Origin of the sequence: Jeotgalibacillus terrae (assembly GCF_016908195.1) — a bacterium.
Lineage (GTDB): Bacteria > Bacillota > Bacilli > Bacillales > Jeotgalibacillaceae > Jeotgalibacillus > Jeotgalibacillus terrae.
The window spans coordinates 1-16935 of sequence record NZ_JAFBDK010000028.1 but is presented as its reverse complement, the minus strand read 5'-3'; the positions used below and the strand labels follow the sequence as shown (position 1 = coordinate 16935).

The 16935-nt window shown below is 43.9% G+C and carries 17 protein-coding genes and 1 riboswitch; of the genes, 11 read left to right on the top strand and 6 right to left on the bottom strand.

Annotated features, from left to right (window positions below; genetic code table 11):
- Positions 1–240: 240 nt before the first annotated feature.
- Positions 241–1263 (bottom strand): FUSC family protein, encoded by a 1023-nt coding sequence (locus tag JOD21_RS17985; RefSeq protein ID WP_204730899.1) that lies wholly within the window; start codon positions 1261–1263, stop codon positions 241–243.
- A gap of 109 nt (positions 1264–1372) precedes the next feature.
- Positions 1373–1474, top strand: a riboswitch (TPP riboswitch).
- A gap of 110 nt (positions 1475–1584) precedes the next feature.
- Here JOD21_RS17985 and thiT point away from each other — a divergent pair.
- Together thiT and map are read left to right on the top strand one after the other, a co-directional pair.
- Complete coding sequence (gene thiT / locus JOD21_RS17980) at positions 1585–2157, top strand: energy-coupled thiamine transporter ThiT (RefSeq protein ID WP_204730898.1); 573 nt, start codon at positions 1585–1587, stop codon at positions 2155–2157.
- 488 nt (positions 2158–2645) lie between these two features.
- On the top strand, positions 2646–3398 hold the full coding sequence (gene map / locus JOD21_RS17975) for a type I methionyl aminopeptidase (protein ID WP_204730897.1): 753 nt from the start codon (positions 2646–2648) through the stop codon (positions 3396–3398).
- Positions 3399–3431: 33 nt separating this feature from the next.
- On the opposite strand, the gene JOD21_RS17970 is transcribed toward map, so the two are convergent.
- The 3 genes from JOD21_RS17970 to recQ form a co-directional block, all read right to left on the bottom strand.
- Positions 3432–3767, bottom strand: a complete 336-nt coding sequence (locus JOD21_RS17970; RefSeq protein WP_204730896.1) for a hypothetical protein — start codon at positions 3765–3767, stop codon at positions 3432–3434.
- A 65-nt stretch (positions 3768–3832) separates the two neighbouring features.
- Positions 3833–4588, bottom strand: coding sequence for a tryptophan-rich sensory protein (locus JOD21_RS17965; RefSeq protein WP_204730895.1), 756 nt, complete (start codon positions 4586–4588; stop codon positions 3833–3835).
- A gap of 51 nt (positions 4589–4639) precedes the next feature.
- Complete coding sequence (recQ, locus tag JOD21_RS17960; protein WP_204730894.1) at positions 4640–6787, bottom strand: DNA helicase RecQ; 2148 nt, start codon at positions 6785–6787, stop codon at positions 4640–4642.
- Between the two features lie 449 nt (positions 6788–7236).
- On the opposite strand from recQ, the gene JOD21_RS17955 reads away from it, so the two are divergent.
- The 8 genes from JOD21_RS17955 (at position 7237) to JOD21_RS17920 (ending at position 14136) form a co-directional block, all read left to right on the top strand.
- Positions 7237–9033 carry a M3 family oligoendopeptidase gene (locus JOD21_RS17955; RefSeq protein WP_204730893.1) on the top strand — a complete coding sequence of 599 codons (1797 nt, stop codon included), beginning with the start codon at positions 7237–7239 and terminating at the stop codon, positions 9031–9033.
- A gap of 156 nt (positions 9034–9189) precedes the next feature.
- Positions 9190–9735: a GNAT family N-acetyltransferase gene (locus JOD21_RS17950; protein ID WP_204730892.1), complete on the top strand. Its 546-nt coding sequence runs from the start codon at positions 9190–9192 to the stop codon at positions 9733–9735.
- A 288-nt stretch (positions 9736–10023) separates the two neighbouring features.
- Positions 10024–10356, top strand: coding sequence for a lmo0954 family membrane protein (locus JOD21_RS17945; protein WP_204730891.1), 333 nt, complete (start codon positions 10024–10026; stop codon positions 10354–10356).
- 33 nt (positions 10357–10389) lie between these two features.
- Positions 10390–10986: a PspA/IM30 family protein gene (locus JOD21_RS17940; protein WP_204730890.1), complete on the top strand. Its 597-nt coding sequence runs from the start codon at positions 10390–10392 to the stop codon at positions 10984–10986.
- A 96-nt stretch (positions 10987–11082) separates the two neighbouring features.
- Positions 11083–11814: a cell wall-active antibiotics response protein LiaF gene (liaF, locus tag JOD21_RS17935; protein ID WP_204730889.1), complete on the top strand. Its 732-nt coding sequence runs from the start codon at positions 11083–11085 to the stop codon at positions 11812–11814.
- Entirely contained in the window at positions 11811–12830 is a 1020-nt protein-coding gene (locus JOD21_RS17930) for a sensor histidine kinase (RefSeq protein ID WP_239581687.1), read from the top strand. Before liaF ends, JOD21_RS17930 begins: the two co-directional genes overlap by 4 nt.
- Positions 12827–13459, top strand: coding sequence for a response regulator (locus JOD21_RS17925; RefSeq protein ID WP_204730888.1), 633 nt, complete (start codon positions 12827–12829; stop codon positions 13457–13459). Before JOD21_RS17930 ends, JOD21_RS17925 begins: the two co-directional genes overlap by 4 nt.
- A gap of 74 nt (positions 13460–13533) precedes the next feature.
- On the top strand, positions 13534–14136 hold the full coding sequence (locus JOD21_RS17920) for a DUF1349 domain-containing protein (RefSeq protein WP_204730887.1): 603 nt from the start codon (positions 13534–13536) through the stop codon (positions 14134–14136).
- A gap of 33 nt (positions 14137–14169) precedes the next feature.
- Here JOD21_RS17920 and JOD21_RS17915 read toward each other — a convergent pair whose 3' ends face one another.
- Positions 14170–14727, bottom strand: a complete 558-nt coding sequence (locus JOD21_RS17915; protein WP_204730886.1) for a beta-class carbonic anhydrase — start codon at positions 14725–14727, stop codon at positions 14170–14172.
- 131 nt (positions 14728–14858) lie between these two features.
- Entirely contained in the window at positions 14859–16007 is a 1149-nt protein-coding gene (gene msrB, locus JOD21_RS17910; RefSeq protein WP_204730885.1) for a peptide-methionine (R)-S-oxide reductase MsrB, read from the bottom strand.
- A 160-nt stretch (positions 16008–16167) separates the two neighbouring features.
- Here msrB and JOD21_RS17905 point away from each other — a divergent pair, with 160 nt between their 5' ends.
- Positions 16168–16635: a GyrI-like domain-containing protein gene (locus JOD21_RS17905; RefSeq protein WP_204730884.1), complete on the top strand. Its 468-nt coding sequence runs from the start codon at positions 16168–16170 to the stop codon at positions 16633–16635.
- Positions 16636–16935 lie beyond the last annotated feature (300 nt).

The window sequence follows — 16935 nt, the reverse complement described above, 5'->3', positions numbered from 1 at the left end:
AGTGCGTGTGTTGTGAGATGTTCGATCGTGGGTTCAGCGTTGGATGGCTGGTATTCGAGTGTGAAAGTTGATTGTTCGATGCTCGAAGTCTCGTGTTCGCCACTTATAGCTGCAAGTTCAACACTATTTTGCTAAACTTCGACACTTTGGGACTATTAACTTACGAGTGCGCCTCCAGATCAGTGAAAGATTAATGTAAAAAAAGCCGGGGCTCCCCGGCTTTTTTCTACTTCATAATAATTAAAGTTCTTCCGGCTTGGCGCTTGGCACCTTCACAAACGATCTCCGTTTCTTCAGTAAAGCGTGAATTGTTAACAGTTCAAAGTAAATATAGCTCTTATCAGGCAACTCGTCTTCATCGGTTTCACCTTTCAACTCGTGTCTGAGAAGAGCGAGTGCATCCGCATCAACCGGCTCCTGTTCACCGCTTCTGATAATCCGGTTATTCAGCTGTGACACGAGTGTTCTGACTGCCTGCTTTTCTTCCATACACCAATCAGGAGCATCATCTGAAGGCAGTGAGATCAGATTGGCTAAATGGAACGACAGCTGCCTGAGGAGATAGATTTTTTTCTGATAACTCTGCAGTTCATTCATTTCTTCACGCTTATAAGAATGATAGTGCCATTCCTGCAGCTGGAACCGGCAGAACATTTCAGCGCGGTCGAGCTTGGTGCGCAGCTGATTGGATGCTGCTTCAAGGCTGATCGCAGACTGCTTTTGATCAAGCAGTTCATTCATTCTTTCAGCAAGCAGCTGTGTCAGCTTTGACTCCGCTTCATTCATAAGTGCGATAATCTGATCTTTATATTTTGGCGGCATTAAGAGGAAGTTTACTAATGTAGAAGTTAATATCCCGATACCAGTCGTGCCAAGTCTTTTAACAAATTCAAGCAGGAAATGATCCTCTGTTCCAGGGATCATGGCCACTGCAGTCAGTGTAGCGACGAGCATACCCGCATCAAGTTTGAGCTTGTAACAGATATAGATGGTCAGGACTGCTGAAATCGTATATGTAATCGCTGTATCGCCGAGCAAAAATGTAGCAAGCATCGCGATAGAGGCCCCGATTGCTGAAGCAGGAAAACGGATCAGACCTTTTTTGATCGAGTCTGCAGCGGTCGGCTCGATTGTGACGATCGCTGTGATGACAGCAAATACGACTGGCAGATTCAACAGCTGACAAATAAGTGCTGTTAAAAAAACTGCCACACCTGTTTTTAAAATTCTTCCCCCGATAAATCTTTTTTTAAGCCATTTCATCCAGTCAGGACCTCCTTTCAGCTGATTAATTCAACGTGTTATAGTATAGCATATAAAAAGTTGGGGACATGACAAGTTTCTAAATTTGCGTTACAATGAGTAAAGATGCAATTTCCACAAGGGGAGCCATAACGGCTGAGAGTGAACAATTTGTTCAGACCCTTCGAACCTGTAAGTTAATGCTTACGCAGGAATGTGGATGGAAACGGACTGATGCAAGGTCCCGGGTTTCTATCCCCGGGGCCTTTTTTATATTTTTTTGGGCCCGTTGAATTCCCCTCTGTGCGAGCTGCATCAATATCGCTTAAGGAGGAAAAAGGAATGGAACGCAAGAAATTATTATTTTTAACAGAGGTTGCCATTTTTTCAGCAATCGGTATTATACTGGATCAGTTCTCGTTTAGTCTTTGGCCCCAGGGTGGATCGATCAGCTTTGTGATGGTACCGATCGTACTGATGGCATTTCGATGGGGGTTAAAAGGAGGCCTGTTAACAGGCTTTTTAGTCGGCCTGCTTCAGACAATGTTCGGGGCGTATATTATTGATCCTGTTCAAGGAATTCTTGATTATCCGCTGGCATTCACTGTGATTGGCTTCGCCGGCCTATTTGCCGGTATAGTCAAACGCTCGCTTGAAGAAGGTTCTATGAAAAAGGCAGCAACGTATATTACATTAGGTGTGTTTATCGGTGCGCTGCTGAGATTCACCTGTCATTTTCTTGCCGGAGTAATCTTCTTCGGATCAGGTAGTGAAGGCGTCCCTGCGTGGCTGTTCTCACTCGGCTATAACGGCTCCTACATGGGTCCTGCATTCATCCTGACATCAATCGTACTCGCAACACTGCTCATCTCAGTGCCAAGAGTCGCAACCAACCGTCAGATGACAAGTGCTTGATACGTTTAAATAACCGGTTCATTTACGCTTCAGGCGGACGCTTTCCGGACGGAGGTTGCCAAGCCTCCTCGCCTACGGCTGCGGGGTCTCGGCTTCCCTCTAATCGTCCCGGAGTCGCCGCCTTACGCTTCAATGAACCTAAATTTCATAATAAAAAGAAGATGGCATTTAACAAAAACGTCATCTTCTTTTTATTTCTAGAGAGGGTGTATACATTATTAACTACAATCCTATATGCAGTTTACTATCAGATAGGATGACATACATAGTTTAATTGGAGCGGAAGGGGATGACTCCAGCGGGATAAAACGGACAGGTGAGACCTGAGCAGACGCAAAGCGGCGAGGAGGCTCACCGCCGTTCCCGCGGAAAGTGTCTTCCTGAAGCGGAAGTTAAACGGGTATCTATTAAATCTCTTCAGCATTGTTCATGCATTATCCACCCTACATATGATATAGTGGACCATTATAAAGCAAGGAGAGAATCGAATGATCGTACAGAATAACGAAGAATTAGAAGCATTGAAGAAAATCGGTTCCATCGTTGCAGAGATTCGCGATGAAATGCGTGCTGCAACAAAACCGGGTGTGACAACTGCTGAACTGGATGAGATCGGAAAGCAGAAATTTGAACAATATGGTGCCATTTCCGGACCTAAAGGAGAATATAATTTTCCAGGCTATACATGCATCAGTGTAAACGACGAGGTGGCACACGGTATTCCGGGCAGCCGCGTCATTAATGAGGGAGATCTTGTTAACATTGATGTTTCAGGTTCACTCGACGGTTATTTTGCCGATACAGGTATTTCATTTGTAGTTGGTGAAAATGCGGCGCTTGAAAAATTATGCGCGACTGCTGAAGAAGCATTTGCACTTGCACTGAAAAAAGCAAAAGCGGGATCTAAAAAGAGCCAGCTTGGTAAGACTGTATCACGGGTTGCCAGACAAAATGGTTATCAGGTTATTACAAACCTGACAGGTCATGGTGTTGGTAAATCCCTTCATGAAGCACCTGACCACATCCTGAACTATCATGATCCATGGGACAATGAATTACTGAAAGAAGGAACAGTCATTGCATTCGAACCGTTTATTTCTTCGGGTGCGGATTTTGTGGAAGAGCAAAATGACGGCTGGACATATAAGACGCCGGACGGCAGCCTTGTTGCACAGATTGAACACACAATTGTTATTACAAAAGGTGAGCCGATTATTTTAACGGAAACAAAAAAAGCATAACAAAAAGGACTTGTGTCATCACAAGTCCTTTTGTTATGCCTGAATTTCTTTTGCTTTTTTACGCTGTTCCATAAAAATTGCACCGGCAAGAAGGAAGAATGAAATCGCAGTCGGGACTGATACCCATGATGAAATGAGCAGCATCACAAGCACACCTGTTCCGCCCGGCGTCGGGTTTTGTGCAGCGATCTGATCGATCTGTAACAGGTAATAAGCAGCTATGGCGATTGTCAGAACAAGAAATCCGGCGTTCGTGATCCATAACCACTTTCTGTTCTTTTTTAAGCCGAAAACGATTGAGATGATCATCAAAACCGGCCCCACGAGAAGTGTAGCCAAAAACATAGAGAATAGTAATTGCCCGTCCAACATAAAACCTCTTTTCAAAAAAACTTCAATACCTATTTTACATGATCAGCGCAATAATTGCCCGGCTATTTAAAAGAAAGCTTTCTGTTGCTGAAGCTGCTTTTGTTCTTTTTACGTAAAGTGAAAAGGCCGATCAATATGACAACACTCAACCCGTATGCAGTGAAAACAACAGCGGATTGTTCGCCTTCATTCTGTACGCCTATCCCGATAAATGCCCAGATAAAGACAAGGGGGTAGATCCAGTCGCTTTCCTTGTACCGGATACCAAGTGCCAGCGCTGCTGCGATGATAAGCAGTCCGACCGTCCAGACGGATGACGCAATGCCAAGTCCGTCCCAGCCGGCTTCGTTGACTGTATAAGCCGCATTGGCGACTGTTGCAACGCTGACCCAGCCCATATACACAGAAAACGGAAGCAGGTCCCAAAAGCTGTATTTAGCCTGTTTAATTTTTGAGTAAATAATAATGATTGAGATTAGTAACCCGGCTATGACTGCTACTGATACCGGAAAGAATTCATAGTGCCACAGCAGAATCCATGAAATATTCAATAGACAGCTAATCACAAACATAAAAGAAGTATTCTGATACACTTCTTTTTTCCGCTGTGATTTTAATGCCCCTTTTAATACCCAAAGCATTAATAGTAAGTAAATGAGCCCCCATATTGAAAAAACGTATCCGGCCGGGGTAAATAATACATTCAGCCGATTTGAGATTTCTCCTGTCGTCTGTCCGTTAATCGGAATAATATTCGCGAGTGCATTAACGGTTATGACGGCAGCAAGTGCGATAAAATTTGCCCAAAACTGTTTCATCAAAAAACCTCCTGTCACTCACTCTATTCCCTTCAGGAAGAAAAAAATCCTTCAGACAAGCTGGTTTTTTACAAGAGCCATTTTGATCTGTGTATAGCTGATTTCTTCAGGCAGTGATTCTTTGAGCGGTTTCAGTCCCGGGGTCTCCATCTGATCTCTTGTAGTCAATATCAGCTTCTCTGTTTCTTCTGTGAACCAGTTGCTGAAATCAAGTGGATGGCCTTCTTCATACGCTTTTTGAAGATGGCGCTCGATCGTCTGACCTGTCAGTGCTCTTAACTTTGCGATTTCAGTAATAGATTTGCCTTCCTGATACAGTTCATAACTGAACAGGTGACTCGGGAGATCAGGATCACCGGTGACTTGCGGTTTCTTTGGTTCTGCCGGACCCGGTATAGGTACCATATGTTTATTTTTACCGTGCTCTTTTACATAAGCGGCAATCACTTCAGTAAATGGACTGCCATATGATTGCAACTTTCTCTCACCGACACCTTTAATCGCACGCATATCTTCTTCTGTTTCAGGATAGTGCTGTGCCATTTCCCGGAGTGTCGCATCCGAGAATATGACATACGGAGGGACAGCGTGTTCTTTTGCAAGACTGGAACGAACCTGTCTGAGCTGTTCAAATAGCGGCTCATCATAATCTGCCTGCTGTTGATGGAGCTGGAATCCGGATTTCAGCCAGACTTCCTGCTCGCCTTTTAAAACAGGCAGTGCATCCTGCGTTAGCTTAAGGATCGGATACTGACCGCCCTCTAAGGCAATAAAGCCTTCTGCAATCAGCAGCTGAATGAGTTCAGTGATCTGTTTTTCAGATTTCTGATTCATCAATCCGTAAGTTGTGACGCGGTCAAGGCCAGCCTCGATCAACTTTTTATTGCGTGATCCCTTTAACACTTTGGCAGTCAGTCCAGTCCCGAAACGTTCGCCCATTCTTTTGACAGTGGATAGGATCATCTGAACCTCTCTTGTGCGGTCTGTTTTTTCCCGGCTGTCAAGACAGCTGCTGCAGTGACCGCAGTCAGCTGTCATCTGGTGGTCTTCAAAATATTCTAAAATGAAGCGTGGCAGACAGCTGTGACTGTGGCAGTAATTAATCATCTGCTGAAGCTTCGCATATTCTTCATTACGTTTTCTTTCATTTGCAATAGACTGCTCAATTAAAAATTTCTGCAGCATGGAATCCTGAGGGCTGTACAGCAGATAGCAGTCGGCCGGTTCTCCGTCACGACCTGCACGGCCCGCTTCCTGATAGTAGGATTCCATATTCATTGGCAGCTGATAATGGATGACAAACCGTACGTTACTTTTATCGATTCCCATACCAAATGCATTGGTTGCGACGATCAGTTTTGCTTCATCATAGATAAACTTCCGCTGTGCTTCATTACGCTCTTCTTCAGGCAGACCGGCGTGATAGCAGACGGCGCTCGCATTCTGCTGGTTCAGCCAGCCTGTCAGCTGATCGGCTTCTTTTCTTGTAGCTGTATAAATAATGCCTGTCTCATCTTTTTTTTCTTTTAAAAAGCTTGTTAAAAAGGAATGCTTATCCGCTCCTTTTACAACGTGAAAAGACAGGTTATCCCGTGCAAATCCAGTATTAACGATATGGTGGGGGTCAATGGACAGAAGGGAGGTGATATCCTGAATGACTTTATCAGTTGCTGTTGCAGTCAGTGCTGTAAGAACAGGCAGGTTAGGCAGCAGTCTGATAGTATCAACGATCGTCCTGTAACTCGGTCTGAAATCATGCCCCCATTGTGAGATACAGTGCGCCTCATCAAAAGCGATCAGTGAGAGATCTATATCTGAAACTGCATTAAAAAAAGAAGCGGAATCAAAGCGTTCAGGCGCTGCATAGACAAACTTATAGCGTCCTTCACGCAGGTTCTGAAGCCTTTCTCTCGTTTCAGCTGCAGTCAGTGTACTGTTAATATAAGTGGCGGATATGCCGTTTTCATTTAATGCATCCACCTGGTCTCTCATCAGGGAGATAAGCGGTGAGATGACAAGTGCAGTTCCTTCCATGACGAGGCCGGGGATCTGATAGCAGAGTGATTTTCCTCCGCCGGTCGGCATGATGCCGAGTGCATTGTTCCGGTCGAGTATGGATTCGATCATCCTGTCCTGGCCAGGTCTGAACGAATCGTATCCAAAGTATGTATGCAGGACTTGCTGGGCCTGATTAATCATGGTGAATCATTCCTTCCTCGTATGGTCATTTGAATGTTGGCGTGCTATTTTTGCTGCGTATCATTTAATTTATCTGATGAGTTTCTAAAAAGTTAAATTTGTAGAATTTGGCTGTTGATTTCCGCTCCAGGGGGACGCTTTCCGCATGAGCCGCCTTGTGGCTCCGATTCAATCGGACCTCCTCAGCGCGGGGCGCTTGCGGGGTCTCACCTGTCCGACTTCTCCTGCTGGAGTCGCCCCCTTCCGCTCCAATCAACAGCTGTGCTTAAATTCCTTATAACTTTTAAAAGTTATAAGAGTTACAAAGTAACCGCATCGACCATACTTTTGTATTTTATCACGAATTCAGTTGAGTTTTTAGAGGATTAAGTCAGTGTTTCGAATGTCGAAGTATTGTGTTAAGATAGGTGTTGCAGTGTTCAGAATTTTTAAAATTAGGAGGAGTTAATATGTCGACAGCTACATATCCGGAAACGTGGGATTTAGATGTATTTTTTAAGGGTGGAAGTGAGTCTGATGAGTTACAGCAGCACTTACGTACATATGAAGGAAAAATTGAAGTGTTTGCAAAGAAAGTAGAGCAGTTTAACACACCTGAGTCTTCTGACAGCAGTTATCTTGTGTATCAGCACATTCAGGAAGCTAAAGGAATTATGATGGGCATCAGTCAGGCAGGAGCATTTGCGAGCTGTCTTGAAGCGCAGGATATGAATGATACCGGCGCAGGCGTTGTAAGAGGAAAAGTCACTTCAATGGCTGCTGAGTTTGGTTCTGCGTTTCAGGCATTTCAGCAGAAGCTGGCAAAAACAGAAGATCAGGTATGGGATAGCCTGCTTGAAGATGAGGGCTTGAAGGAATATACATTTATTATGACAGAATGGCGTGAAGCTGCAAAGGACAAACTGTCTGAAGCTGAAGAAGGGCTGATCAGTGCGCTGAGCGTTGATGGTTATCACGGCTGGGGTCAGATGTACAATGCGCTTGTGTCTGAAATGTCTATAGAAATTGAAGTCGACGGGGAAGTGAAGAAACTGTCAGTCGGACAGGCGAATAACCTTCGTTCCCACGAGAATCCACAGGTGAGGGAAGAGGTTCATCAAAAACTTGAAGAAGCCTGGTCAAAAAATGAAAATCTTTTCGCGCAGACGCTGAATCATCTCGGCGGCTACCGTCTTGCGAAGTACAAAAAGCGCGGCTGGGATGATTTTATGAAAGAGCCGCTTGAGTATAACAGAATGAAGCCTGAAACACTCGATGCCATGTGGGGTGCGATCAGTAAAAGTAAGGATGTGTTTGTGAAGTATCTGGATCACAAAGCAAAGCTGCTTGGACTTGAAAAGATGTCATGGGCGCATATTGGCGCACCGATTTCTGAAAGTGTGAAGAAGCTTTCATATGATGAAGGTGCTGCATTTATCTTAAAACACTTTAAAAAGTTCGGTCCTGAAATGGCCGCTTTTGCAGAAAAAGCATTTGAAGAAGGCTGGATTGAAGCAGAGGATCGTTCAGGTAAAAGACCTGGCGGATTCTGTACAGGATTCCCGCTCAGTGAGCAGTCACGTATTTTCATGACTTACAGTGGTTCAATGTCCAACGTTGCAACACTTGCACATGAGCTGGGCCATGCTTTCCATACGTATGCACTGCGTCCCATGGATCCACTGAATCGCCGCTATGCCATGAACGTAGCTGAAACAGCTTCTACTTTTGCCGAAATGATTGTATCAGATGCTGCTGTAAAAGAAGCGGATTCTAAAGATGAGCAGGCAGCACTTTTAGAAGATAAAGTATCAAGAAGCATTGCATTCTTTATGAATATCCACTCAAGATTTATTTTCGAGCAGCGTTTTTATGAAGAGCGTAAAGAAGGGTTTGTTACAGCGAAGCGTCTGAATGAGCTGACGACTCAGGCTCAGAATGAAGCTTACGGCGGAGCAGTCACTGATAATGAGCCGCACTTCTGGGCATCTAAGCTGCACTTCCATATTACAGGCGTACCGTTCTATAACTTCCCGTATACATTCGGCTATCTTTTCTCACTGAGCGTTTACGCAAGAGCGCTTGAAGAAGGTACAGCTTATGAGGAAAAATATATGGCACTGCTGCGTGATACAGCTGTGATGACAACAGAAGAGCTTGCCATGAAGCATCTTGGTGAGGACATTACAACTGAAGCATTCTGGATGAAGGGCATTGATCTTTGTATACAGGACGCAGAGGAATTCATCCGTTTGACTTCTGGATGATAAATAAGGAAAATGTTCGCCTGCAACTGAATCGGACAGCCAGTCTTAACAGAGATATTCGCAAAAAACAATTTCAGTTTTTTGCATGTCAACAGTCGATCTTTGTGAAGCTTGGGTATACACTAAGTATAGAATCTTGAAATGGAGAGAACATACATGGTGCTACTAAAAAGCAGTCGGCTTTACTTTCGTCCGCTTTCAGAACAAGATATTGATGAATTTGTGGAACTGCTGATCCGTAACAAGCAGTTCTGGACGATTTTTGAACCGAAGCATCCTGAACCATTTTATACGCGCGAAGCCCAGCTTGAAAAACTGGCTGAAGCAAAACAGGCCCAGCGGCTCGGAAAAGAATACAGCTGGGGTATCTATCATACAGATACGAACCGTCTGATCGGCAGTGTATCAATCTATTCAATCAGAAGATTGCCATTTGCCTCTGCCTATATCGGCTATTCGCTGGATGAAGATCACACAAAGCAGGGATACGGCACTGAAGCAGTGGAAGCTGCACTGAGATTTGCTTTTCGTGAATTCGGGCTTCATCGTGTGGAAGCAATGGTGTCACCTAAAAATGAAGCTTCACAGAAAGTGCTTGAAAAAGTCGGCATGTTCAGGGAAGGAACGTTAAGAAAAAATCTTTTTATCAATGGCGTATGGGAAGATCACTATCTCTACAGCATGCTTGAAGAGGATTTCTGAAAGGGTAAGCCCTTTTGGGACCGGTTAACCGGCAGGCTGCTGAATAAACTGAATCGTTAGAGACCGCATCTGCGGTCTCTTTCTTTTTTGGGGACGGAGTTTACACTACGAGGTCTGACCTCGTAGTGTAAACTCCGTCCCCACTTTCCGCTCCGCGCTCTCTGCCCCCGCCTGCGTCCCTGTCTCCTTCTACGCCTCAGGTCCTACTTCAAAATCAAGCCGGGGCTCCTGTCGGCGGATGCGAAACCCGCGTACACTTAAGTTACAAATAACAAAGGAGGCAACAACATGAACAAATTCTGGTTAACAGTCATTGGTATTGTCGCAGCGATCGTCGCGCTGTCAAATCTCGGATCGATCGCAGGTCTTGCAGTCAGTCTGCTGATTACTTATGTTGGAGTGAAAATGTACTTTTCATCTGAAAAAACGTGGGTGAAAGTAACAGGTGCGATCGTAGCAGTTATCGCAGGTCTTTCAGCAGTATTCAATGTTCCGGCAATACTCGGGGTGCTCGCAGTCTATGTACTGTATGTAGTCTGGAAGAAATGGAATAACGAAGAACCGGCAGGCGACTTTTCTATTTTTGAAAAGCAGTGGCAGGAACTGAAGAGAAAGTCATAATCATTCAACTAACTAAAAAGGAGACGATATAATATGAGTAACTTACTAACAAAAATTACTGAAGTCATCAGGCAGGATATCCAGGAGTCAAAGTGGAAACAAACACAGTCGAATCCCGTCATTGAAATCCAGCGTGAGCTGAAAGAAGTTCAGGCATCTGTTAAAAAAGCAAAGCAGCTGACGGAGAGACAGGAACTGTTAAAGAAAGAATTTGAAAAAGAATATGATCATGCCAAGTCAATGGCCACAAAACGTAAAGAGCACGTTCAGCTTGCGGAAGAAGCAGGAGAAGAAGCGCTTGCTGCAGCTGCTTTAAGAGAGTTTAATTATTACAGCGGCCGCGCTGAAAGACTTGAAAAAACATGTGCAGAAGCTGAATCACAGCTTGAGGCTCTGGAGCTTCAGTTAGAACAGCTTACATTTGAGCTGAAGGATCTCGAATTGAAAAGGCTTGAGTATATGGCTAAAGAAAATGCAGTGATAGGCGAAAAGCAGTCAGCTAAGCTGAAAACACCTGAAAAAGCGACGGATGAAGATCGCCGCTATGAACAGATTGAACAACATTTAAAACAGTCTGCTAAGAAAAAAGAAGAACTGTCAATTGATGAACAGATTGAGCAGTTAAAATAACAGGTTTTCGGGAGCGGACATCATGTCTTCTCCCGAATTCAGTCTTTCTAAAACCTGTGTGTGACAGATAGAATAGAGAATAGGGAGGTGGGCTGAATGGAAAAGCTGCGTAACATGACTTTATCAAACTGGCTGACAGCCGGACTGATCATTGTCTTAATCGAAATTGTGCTATTTAACAGTGGAATGATCTTTACTCTGGCACTGTCAGCTGGTCTGCTGTATTTCGGAAAGCAGGGATGGCCTCAGATGTACGGGAAAATCCTTGTAGGAGTAGGGGCGCTGATGCTGCTGTCAGCGGTTTTATCCATGGTCACGCTCCGTATTATATTTGTCGGTCTTATCATTTATCTTGTCATTAAATACTTTGATACGAAAAAAAATCCCCTGACATTTGAACATGTTGTTAAATCAGAGGAAAGGCCGGCTAAAGAACAATTATTAACTGCAAAACGGCCATTCTTCCAAAATAAATGGGTGGGTTCACATGAAACGCCGGATTATTCATATGAATGGGATGATATTCATTTGCAGAACGGGATCGGTGATGTGCGGATTGATCTCAGTCATACAGTACTCCCTGAGAAAGAGGTATTGATTTCTTTAAGAAACGTTGCGGGTAAAATCACGATACTTGTCCCTTATGAACTTGAATTGTCTGTACAGCATTCGGCTCTTGCGGGGGAAGCCGTGATTCTTCAATATCAGGCAAAAAGACTCTGGAATGAAAATATCATTTATCAATCAGAAGGATACAATGATGCACAGCAGAAATGTACGATTTTCTCTTCTGTATGGATTGGGGATCTTGAGGTGAGGCGCATATGACAGCTAAAATGATTCTCCATGCTGTCAGTATCAGCCTCTTTAGTGCGTTAATGACCCTTGGCTTGTATCTGATATTTTTTCCACCTGACGACTGGACGTTTTTATGGACTGTTTCTGTACTTGATGTTCCCTTTATATTTTTCCTGCTGATGCAGCTGCTGCTGATCGGTTTTTTATGGGGGGCGATTCAGAGCAGCGGGTTGAAAAAGCAGGTCTATACGATTGAGCAGCAGGTGGATGGTGTCATGCAGGGGCAAAATACCGTCAGGCAACTTCAGCCGCAGACACAGGAGTTTGTGAAGCTTTCAGAGAAAGTAGCAGACCTTCAGCGTATGTGGAACGAACAGATTAAGATGAATCAGCGTCTTGCGAGTGAGAAAGTAGAGCAGCAGGAACAGAAAATTCAGGAGATGGTGTCACTCGAGAGACAGCGGCTTGCGCGTGATCTCCATGACTCAGTCAGCCAGCAGCTGTTTGCAGCTTCCATGCTCATGTCTGCAATTAATGAAACGCAGGAGGAGAACCGTCAGCTGCAAATGGTGGAAAAAATGATTCACCAGTCACAGGTGGAGATGAGAGCACTCCTGCTTCACTTAAGACCTGCTGCCCTAAAAGGAAAAACGCTGGCTGAGGGTATTGAAGAGTTGCTGGTTGAACTGAAACAGAAAGTACCGCTTGCAATCACCTGGAAAGCAGAACCGCTCGAGCTTGAAAGAGGCATTGAAGATCATCTCTTCAGAATTTTGCAGGAGTCCATTTCAAATACGTTGAGACATGCTGAAGCCACTATGCTGAACGTATTATGTATTCTAAGAGACGGGTCCGTCATCATGAGAGTATCAGATGATGGAAAAGGGTTTGAGGTTTCCGGTGATAAGGCAGGTTCTTATGGCTTAAATAATATGAGAGAGCGTGCAGCTGAAATCGGGGGGACATTAAAGATTGTCTCACTTCCGAATCAGGGAACGCGTCTAGAAATTAAAGTACCTTTTGAAAGGAAGGAGGAGCTGAAATGATCCGTGTATTATTTGTTGATGATCATGAAATGGTCAGAATTGGTGTTGGTTCATATCTATCCGCACAAAAAGATATTGAGGTCGTTGGGGAATGTGATGATGGCGGGCCTGCAGTAGAAATGGCACTTTCCTTAAAACCGGATATCATACTGATGGATTTAGTGATGAAAAACATGGATGGAATCGAAGCAACAACAAAAATTATCGAACAGTGGCCGGATGCGAAAATTATGATTGTCACAAGTTTTCTTGATGATGATAAGGTATATCCGGCACTTGAAGCCGGAGCAGTCAGCTACCTTTTAAAAACGTCAAAAGCAAGTGAGATCGCTGAAGCCATCCGAAAAACGCATTATGGGGAAACGGTGCTTGAACCTGAAGTTACAGGCAAAGTCATGCAGCGAATGAGAATGCGTGATGTAAAACCAGCACATGATGGCCTGACAGAACGTGAGAGAGAGATTCTGATGCTGATTGCAGAAGGAAAAACGAACCAGGAAATTGCAGATGAGCTTTACATAGCATTAAAAACGGTTAAAACCCATGTCAGTAACATTCTCGGAAAGCTTGATGTACAGGACCGTACGCAGGCTGTAATCTATGCTTTTAAACATGATCTTGTAAAATAGTTCCTCTCTGGTGTTATGGAACTGACTTTGTGGGTAAACATGAGGTTAGAACCATATCGAAAGGAGTCCTCACCATGCTCTCATTACTGGATGATCAGTCAAGAGACTGCTGCTGGCTGAATGAACCCGCGAATTGGACTCTTCACCAAAAAGAGCTCAGTCTGACTACTCACCCGAAAACTGATTTTTGGAGAAAAACTTTTTATGGCTTTGATCAGATGAACGGTCATGCCTTTTATAAAGAACTTCTTGGCGCATTTGAGACAGAAGTCACACTTACCATGAAAGACCCGTCTGAACGGTATGATCAGGCAGGTTTGCTCATGCTGATCTCAGATGACTGCTGGATGAAGGTATCACTTGAATATGCACCTGACAAGTACTCATATCTAGGTTCAGTCGTAACGAATAATGGTTACTCGGACTGGTCATCCAAAAACTTTCCCACACCTGATCAGGGGGTTACACTGACTTTCAAAGTGACCCGTGCAGGGGGAGACTACCGCGTCTGGGCAAAGACGTCAGAAGATGAGGACTTTGAACAGATCCGTATTACAAGGCTTCATGATGAGCCTAATGGACCTGTAAAGCTTGGGTTATATGCATGCAGTCCCTCTACAGAAGGCAGTTTCACAACCGTCTTTCATAAATGGACGGTTCAAAAAGAAGTGAAATAAAAAAGTTGTGCGGATTTTCCCGCACAACTTTTTTTAGTATCCTTCATCAACCAGATCAAGTTTTCCGTTACTTGGATCAACAACGAGACCATGTACGGGAACGTTTTTGTCCATTAACGGGTGATTACGTACCATCTCAACGCTGTTTTTAACGCTTTCCTGTACGTCATCAAAGCCTTTCAGCCAGGCATGAAGATCAATACCTGAGTATGAAAGGGTGTTAAATGTATCATCTGAGATGCCGCGTTCTTTCATTTTTTCTACTGTAGCGTGGCTGTCAACAGCACTCATGCCGCAATCGTAGTGACCAATGATTAAGACTTCTTCAGCCTGCAGTTCATAAATGGCAACAAGAAGGCTTCGCATGATACTGCCAAAAGGATGTGTGATCACCGCTCCGGCATTGCGTACCATTTTTACATCACCATTTTTTACGTTCATTGATTTTGGCAGAAGTTCTACCAGTCTTGTATCCATACAAGTCAGGATGACAAGTTTTTTGTTGGGGATTTTCGTTGTTACGTAAGGTTCGTACTGTTTTTCCTCTACGAATGTCTCATTGAATGTAAGAATATCCGATAATAGTGTCATATGTATCCTCCTTAGCGTTACGTACTCTGGATTTACAGAAGCGGCTGGTGATGACAGCTGACTTCGCATAACTTTATTTTAAAAAAAGAAATGCGATCTGTCTAATTTAAGTGAGACAGATCGCATGGAAACTATGATTCGAACAGATAAGTGAATTCTCCGTAACCTTCTTCTTCAAGGTCTTCAGCAGGGATAAAGCGCATCGCGGCTGAGTTCATACAGTAGCGGAGTCCGGTTGGCTCGGGTCCGTCTTCAAATACGTGTCCAAGGTGAGAATCAGCGTATTTACTGCGGACTTCAATTCTCATCCCAAAAATACCTGGATCCTCAACTTCTACAATGTTTTCAGGAACAAGCGGCTTTGTAAATGATGGCCATCCGGATCTTGAATCATACTTATCTTTTGAACTGAACAATGGTTCTCCTGAGACGATATCCACATAGATCCCATCTTCATAAAAACCGTCATACTCATTATCAAAAGCTTTTTCAGTTCCATCTTCCTGCGTCACTTCGTACTGAATATCTGTCAGCATGTCACGCAGTTCTTCATCTGTATAGTTAACGGCGTAAGGGCTCTCTTCTTCAACTTCTTCTTTAGTCGGCAGATCGACTTCACGTTCATCTTCTGCCCAATATTCATTTAAAAAGCGGTCTCTTCCGGAACTTGTGCGGTAGAAGTAATAGCGGTCACCGTTTTTCAGGTAGTAATCCTGATGGTACTCTTCCGCTATATAGAATGTTGAAGCCTCTGTGATCGGGACAATGATTTCACCATCAAAACGGCCTGAATCAATAATCTCCTGTTTAGATGCTTCTGCAGCCTCACGTTCTGCATCATTCTTTACAAAAATCTCAGGACGGTACTGTCTGCCCCGGTCAACGAATTGTCCTTCAGCGTCTGTCGGGTCAATCTGGCGCCAGAATACATCAAGCAGATCTTTATAGCTGATCACATCCGGATCATAAATCACCTGAACAGCTTCTGTATGGCCGGTTTCTCCATTCGCCACTTCTCTATATTCAGGGTTTTCTTCATCTCCACCTGTATAACCGGAGACAGCTTCCCTCACACCTGCAAGCTTCTCAAAAGGCGGTTCCATACACCAGAAGCAGCCGCCTGCAAATATCGCGACTTCCTCATTTGGCGCAAGGTCAGCAGGCGTGCTCGCCTCACTGCCATAGGAACGGTTGAGCAGCTGGTCTGAGAATACGAAAAAGACGATTGCACCAATTAGTACAACGCCTGGAATCAGCATCACCCAGCTCTTTTTTTTCATATTTACACCCCATTTGTAAATTTGAGTCGCTTATCTTAACTCAAAAGTAACATATTTGACTGATAATTAATAAAAATAATGTGTTCAACGTACCGTAAGTATTCAGAATTTGCTAAAATATAAGAATAATCGCTTCCGTTTGAATGAAAGGAGTGCAAAAATGGCTGACTTTGAAATCGTAAGGAAATCCAGCTTTTATTTTATTGGCATGAAATGGACAGGTACTTATGAAGCAGCTGCGCATGGAGATATTTTCCCTGTAATCGAAGAAGCACGTGACAGGCTTTTAAGTATAGGGATTGCTCAGCCTAACTCAGATTTCATCGGATTGTCGTATCAGGACAGGCCGGGAGGATTCACTTATTATTTTGGAACAGAAGCACTTGGAAATACGGTATTCCCTTCAAATATGTACAGAATTATTGTTCCATCGCATGATTATGCCGTTACAGAACATAAAGGCCAGCACGCATGGAAAAGCTATGAAAAGTTAATGAAGTGGGCAGTGGAGCAGGGATTATCTGTTCAGCAAAACGGACTGGATCACATTGAAGTTTATGATGCGGATTACCGTCCATATAAAATGTCGCCTTCGTTAAAGATCGGTATCCCGGTAAAAAAGCGCTGACCTTGCATTTAAAAACCACTGAAAGTAAAATAGCTTTACAGTGTAAAAAGCATCTGAAACAGATGCTTTTTAAAAGTGTTTATTTTAAAGGCTTTATTTTAGGCTATGTTAAAACCCAATGTTGTTTTAGCACAGCTGTTGATTGCAGCGGAAGGGGGACGACTCCAGCAGGAGCAGCGTGACAGGTGAGACCCCGCAGACGCGAAGCGTCGAGTTATCATGAACAAAACTAGCTCCTTATTCGTACATTCGTAGGTTAACTGGGTATAAGAAAGTAAGAAACCATCAAACCCAATCAGA

Excerpts from the sequence above, each read along its gene's own strand:
- JOD21_RS17985 (WP_204730899.1), bottom strand. The coding sequence starts at position 1,263 with ATGAAATGGCTTAAAAAAAGATTTATCGGGGGAAGAATTTTAAAAACA.
- thiT (WP_204730898.1), top strand. The coding sequence starts at position 1,585 with ATGGAACGCAAGAAATTATTATTTTTAACAGAGGTTGCCATTTTTTCA.
- map (WP_204730897.1), top strand. The coding sequence starts at position 2,646 with ATGATCGTACAGAATAACGAAGAATTAGAAGCATTGAAGAAAATCGGT.
- JOD21_RS17965 (WP_204730895.1), bottom strand. The coding sequence starts at position 4,588 with ATGAAACAGTTTTGGGCAAATTTTATCGCACTTGCTGCCGTCATAACC.
- recQ (WP_204730894.1), bottom strand. The coding sequence starts at position 6,787 with ATGATTAATCAGGCCCAGCAAGTCCTGCATACATACTTTGGATACGAT.
- JOD21_RS17955 (WP_204730893.1), top strand. The coding sequence starts at position 7,237 with ATGTCGACAGCTACATATCCGGAAACGTGGGATTTAGATGTATTTTTT.
- JOD21_RS17950 (WP_204730892.1), top strand. The coding sequence starts at position 9,190 with ATGGTGCTACTAAAAAGCAGTCGGCTTTACTTTCGTCCGCTTTCAGAA.
- JOD21_RS17945 (WP_204730891.1), top strand. The coding sequence starts at position 10,024 with ATGAACAAATTCTGGTTAACAGTCATTGGTATTGTCGCAGCGATCGTC.
- JOD21_RS17940 (WP_204730890.1), top strand. The coding sequence starts at position 10,390 with ATGAGTAACTTACTAACAAAAATTACTGAAGTCATCAGGCAGGATATC.
- liaF (WP_204730889.1), top strand. The coding sequence starts at position 11,083 with ATGGAAAAGCTGCGTAACATGACTTTATCAAACTGGCTGACAGCCGGA.
- JOD21_RS17930 (WP_239581687.1), top strand. The coding sequence starts at position 11,811 with ATGACAGCTAAAATGATTCTCCATGCTGTCAGTATCAGCCTCTTTAGT.
- JOD21_RS17925 (WP_204730888.1), top strand. The coding sequence starts at position 12,827 with ATGATCCGTGTATTATTTGTTGATGATCATGAAATGGTCAGAATTGGT.
- JOD21_RS17920 (WP_204730887.1), top strand. The coding sequence starts at position 13,534 with ATGCTCTCATTACTGGATGATCAGTCAAGAGACTGCTGCTGGCTGAAT.
- JOD21_RS17915 (WP_204730886.1), bottom strand. The coding sequence starts at position 14,727 with ATGACACTATTATCGGATATTCTTACATTCAATGAGACATTCGTAGAG.
- msrB (WP_204730885.1), bottom strand. The coding sequence starts at position 16,007 with ATGAAAAAAAAGAGCTGGGTGATGCTGATTCCAGGCGTTGTACTAATT.
- JOD21_RS17905 (WP_204730884.1), top strand. The coding sequence starts at position 16,168 with ATGGCTGACTTTGAAATCGTAAGGAAATCCAGCTTTTATTTTATTGGC.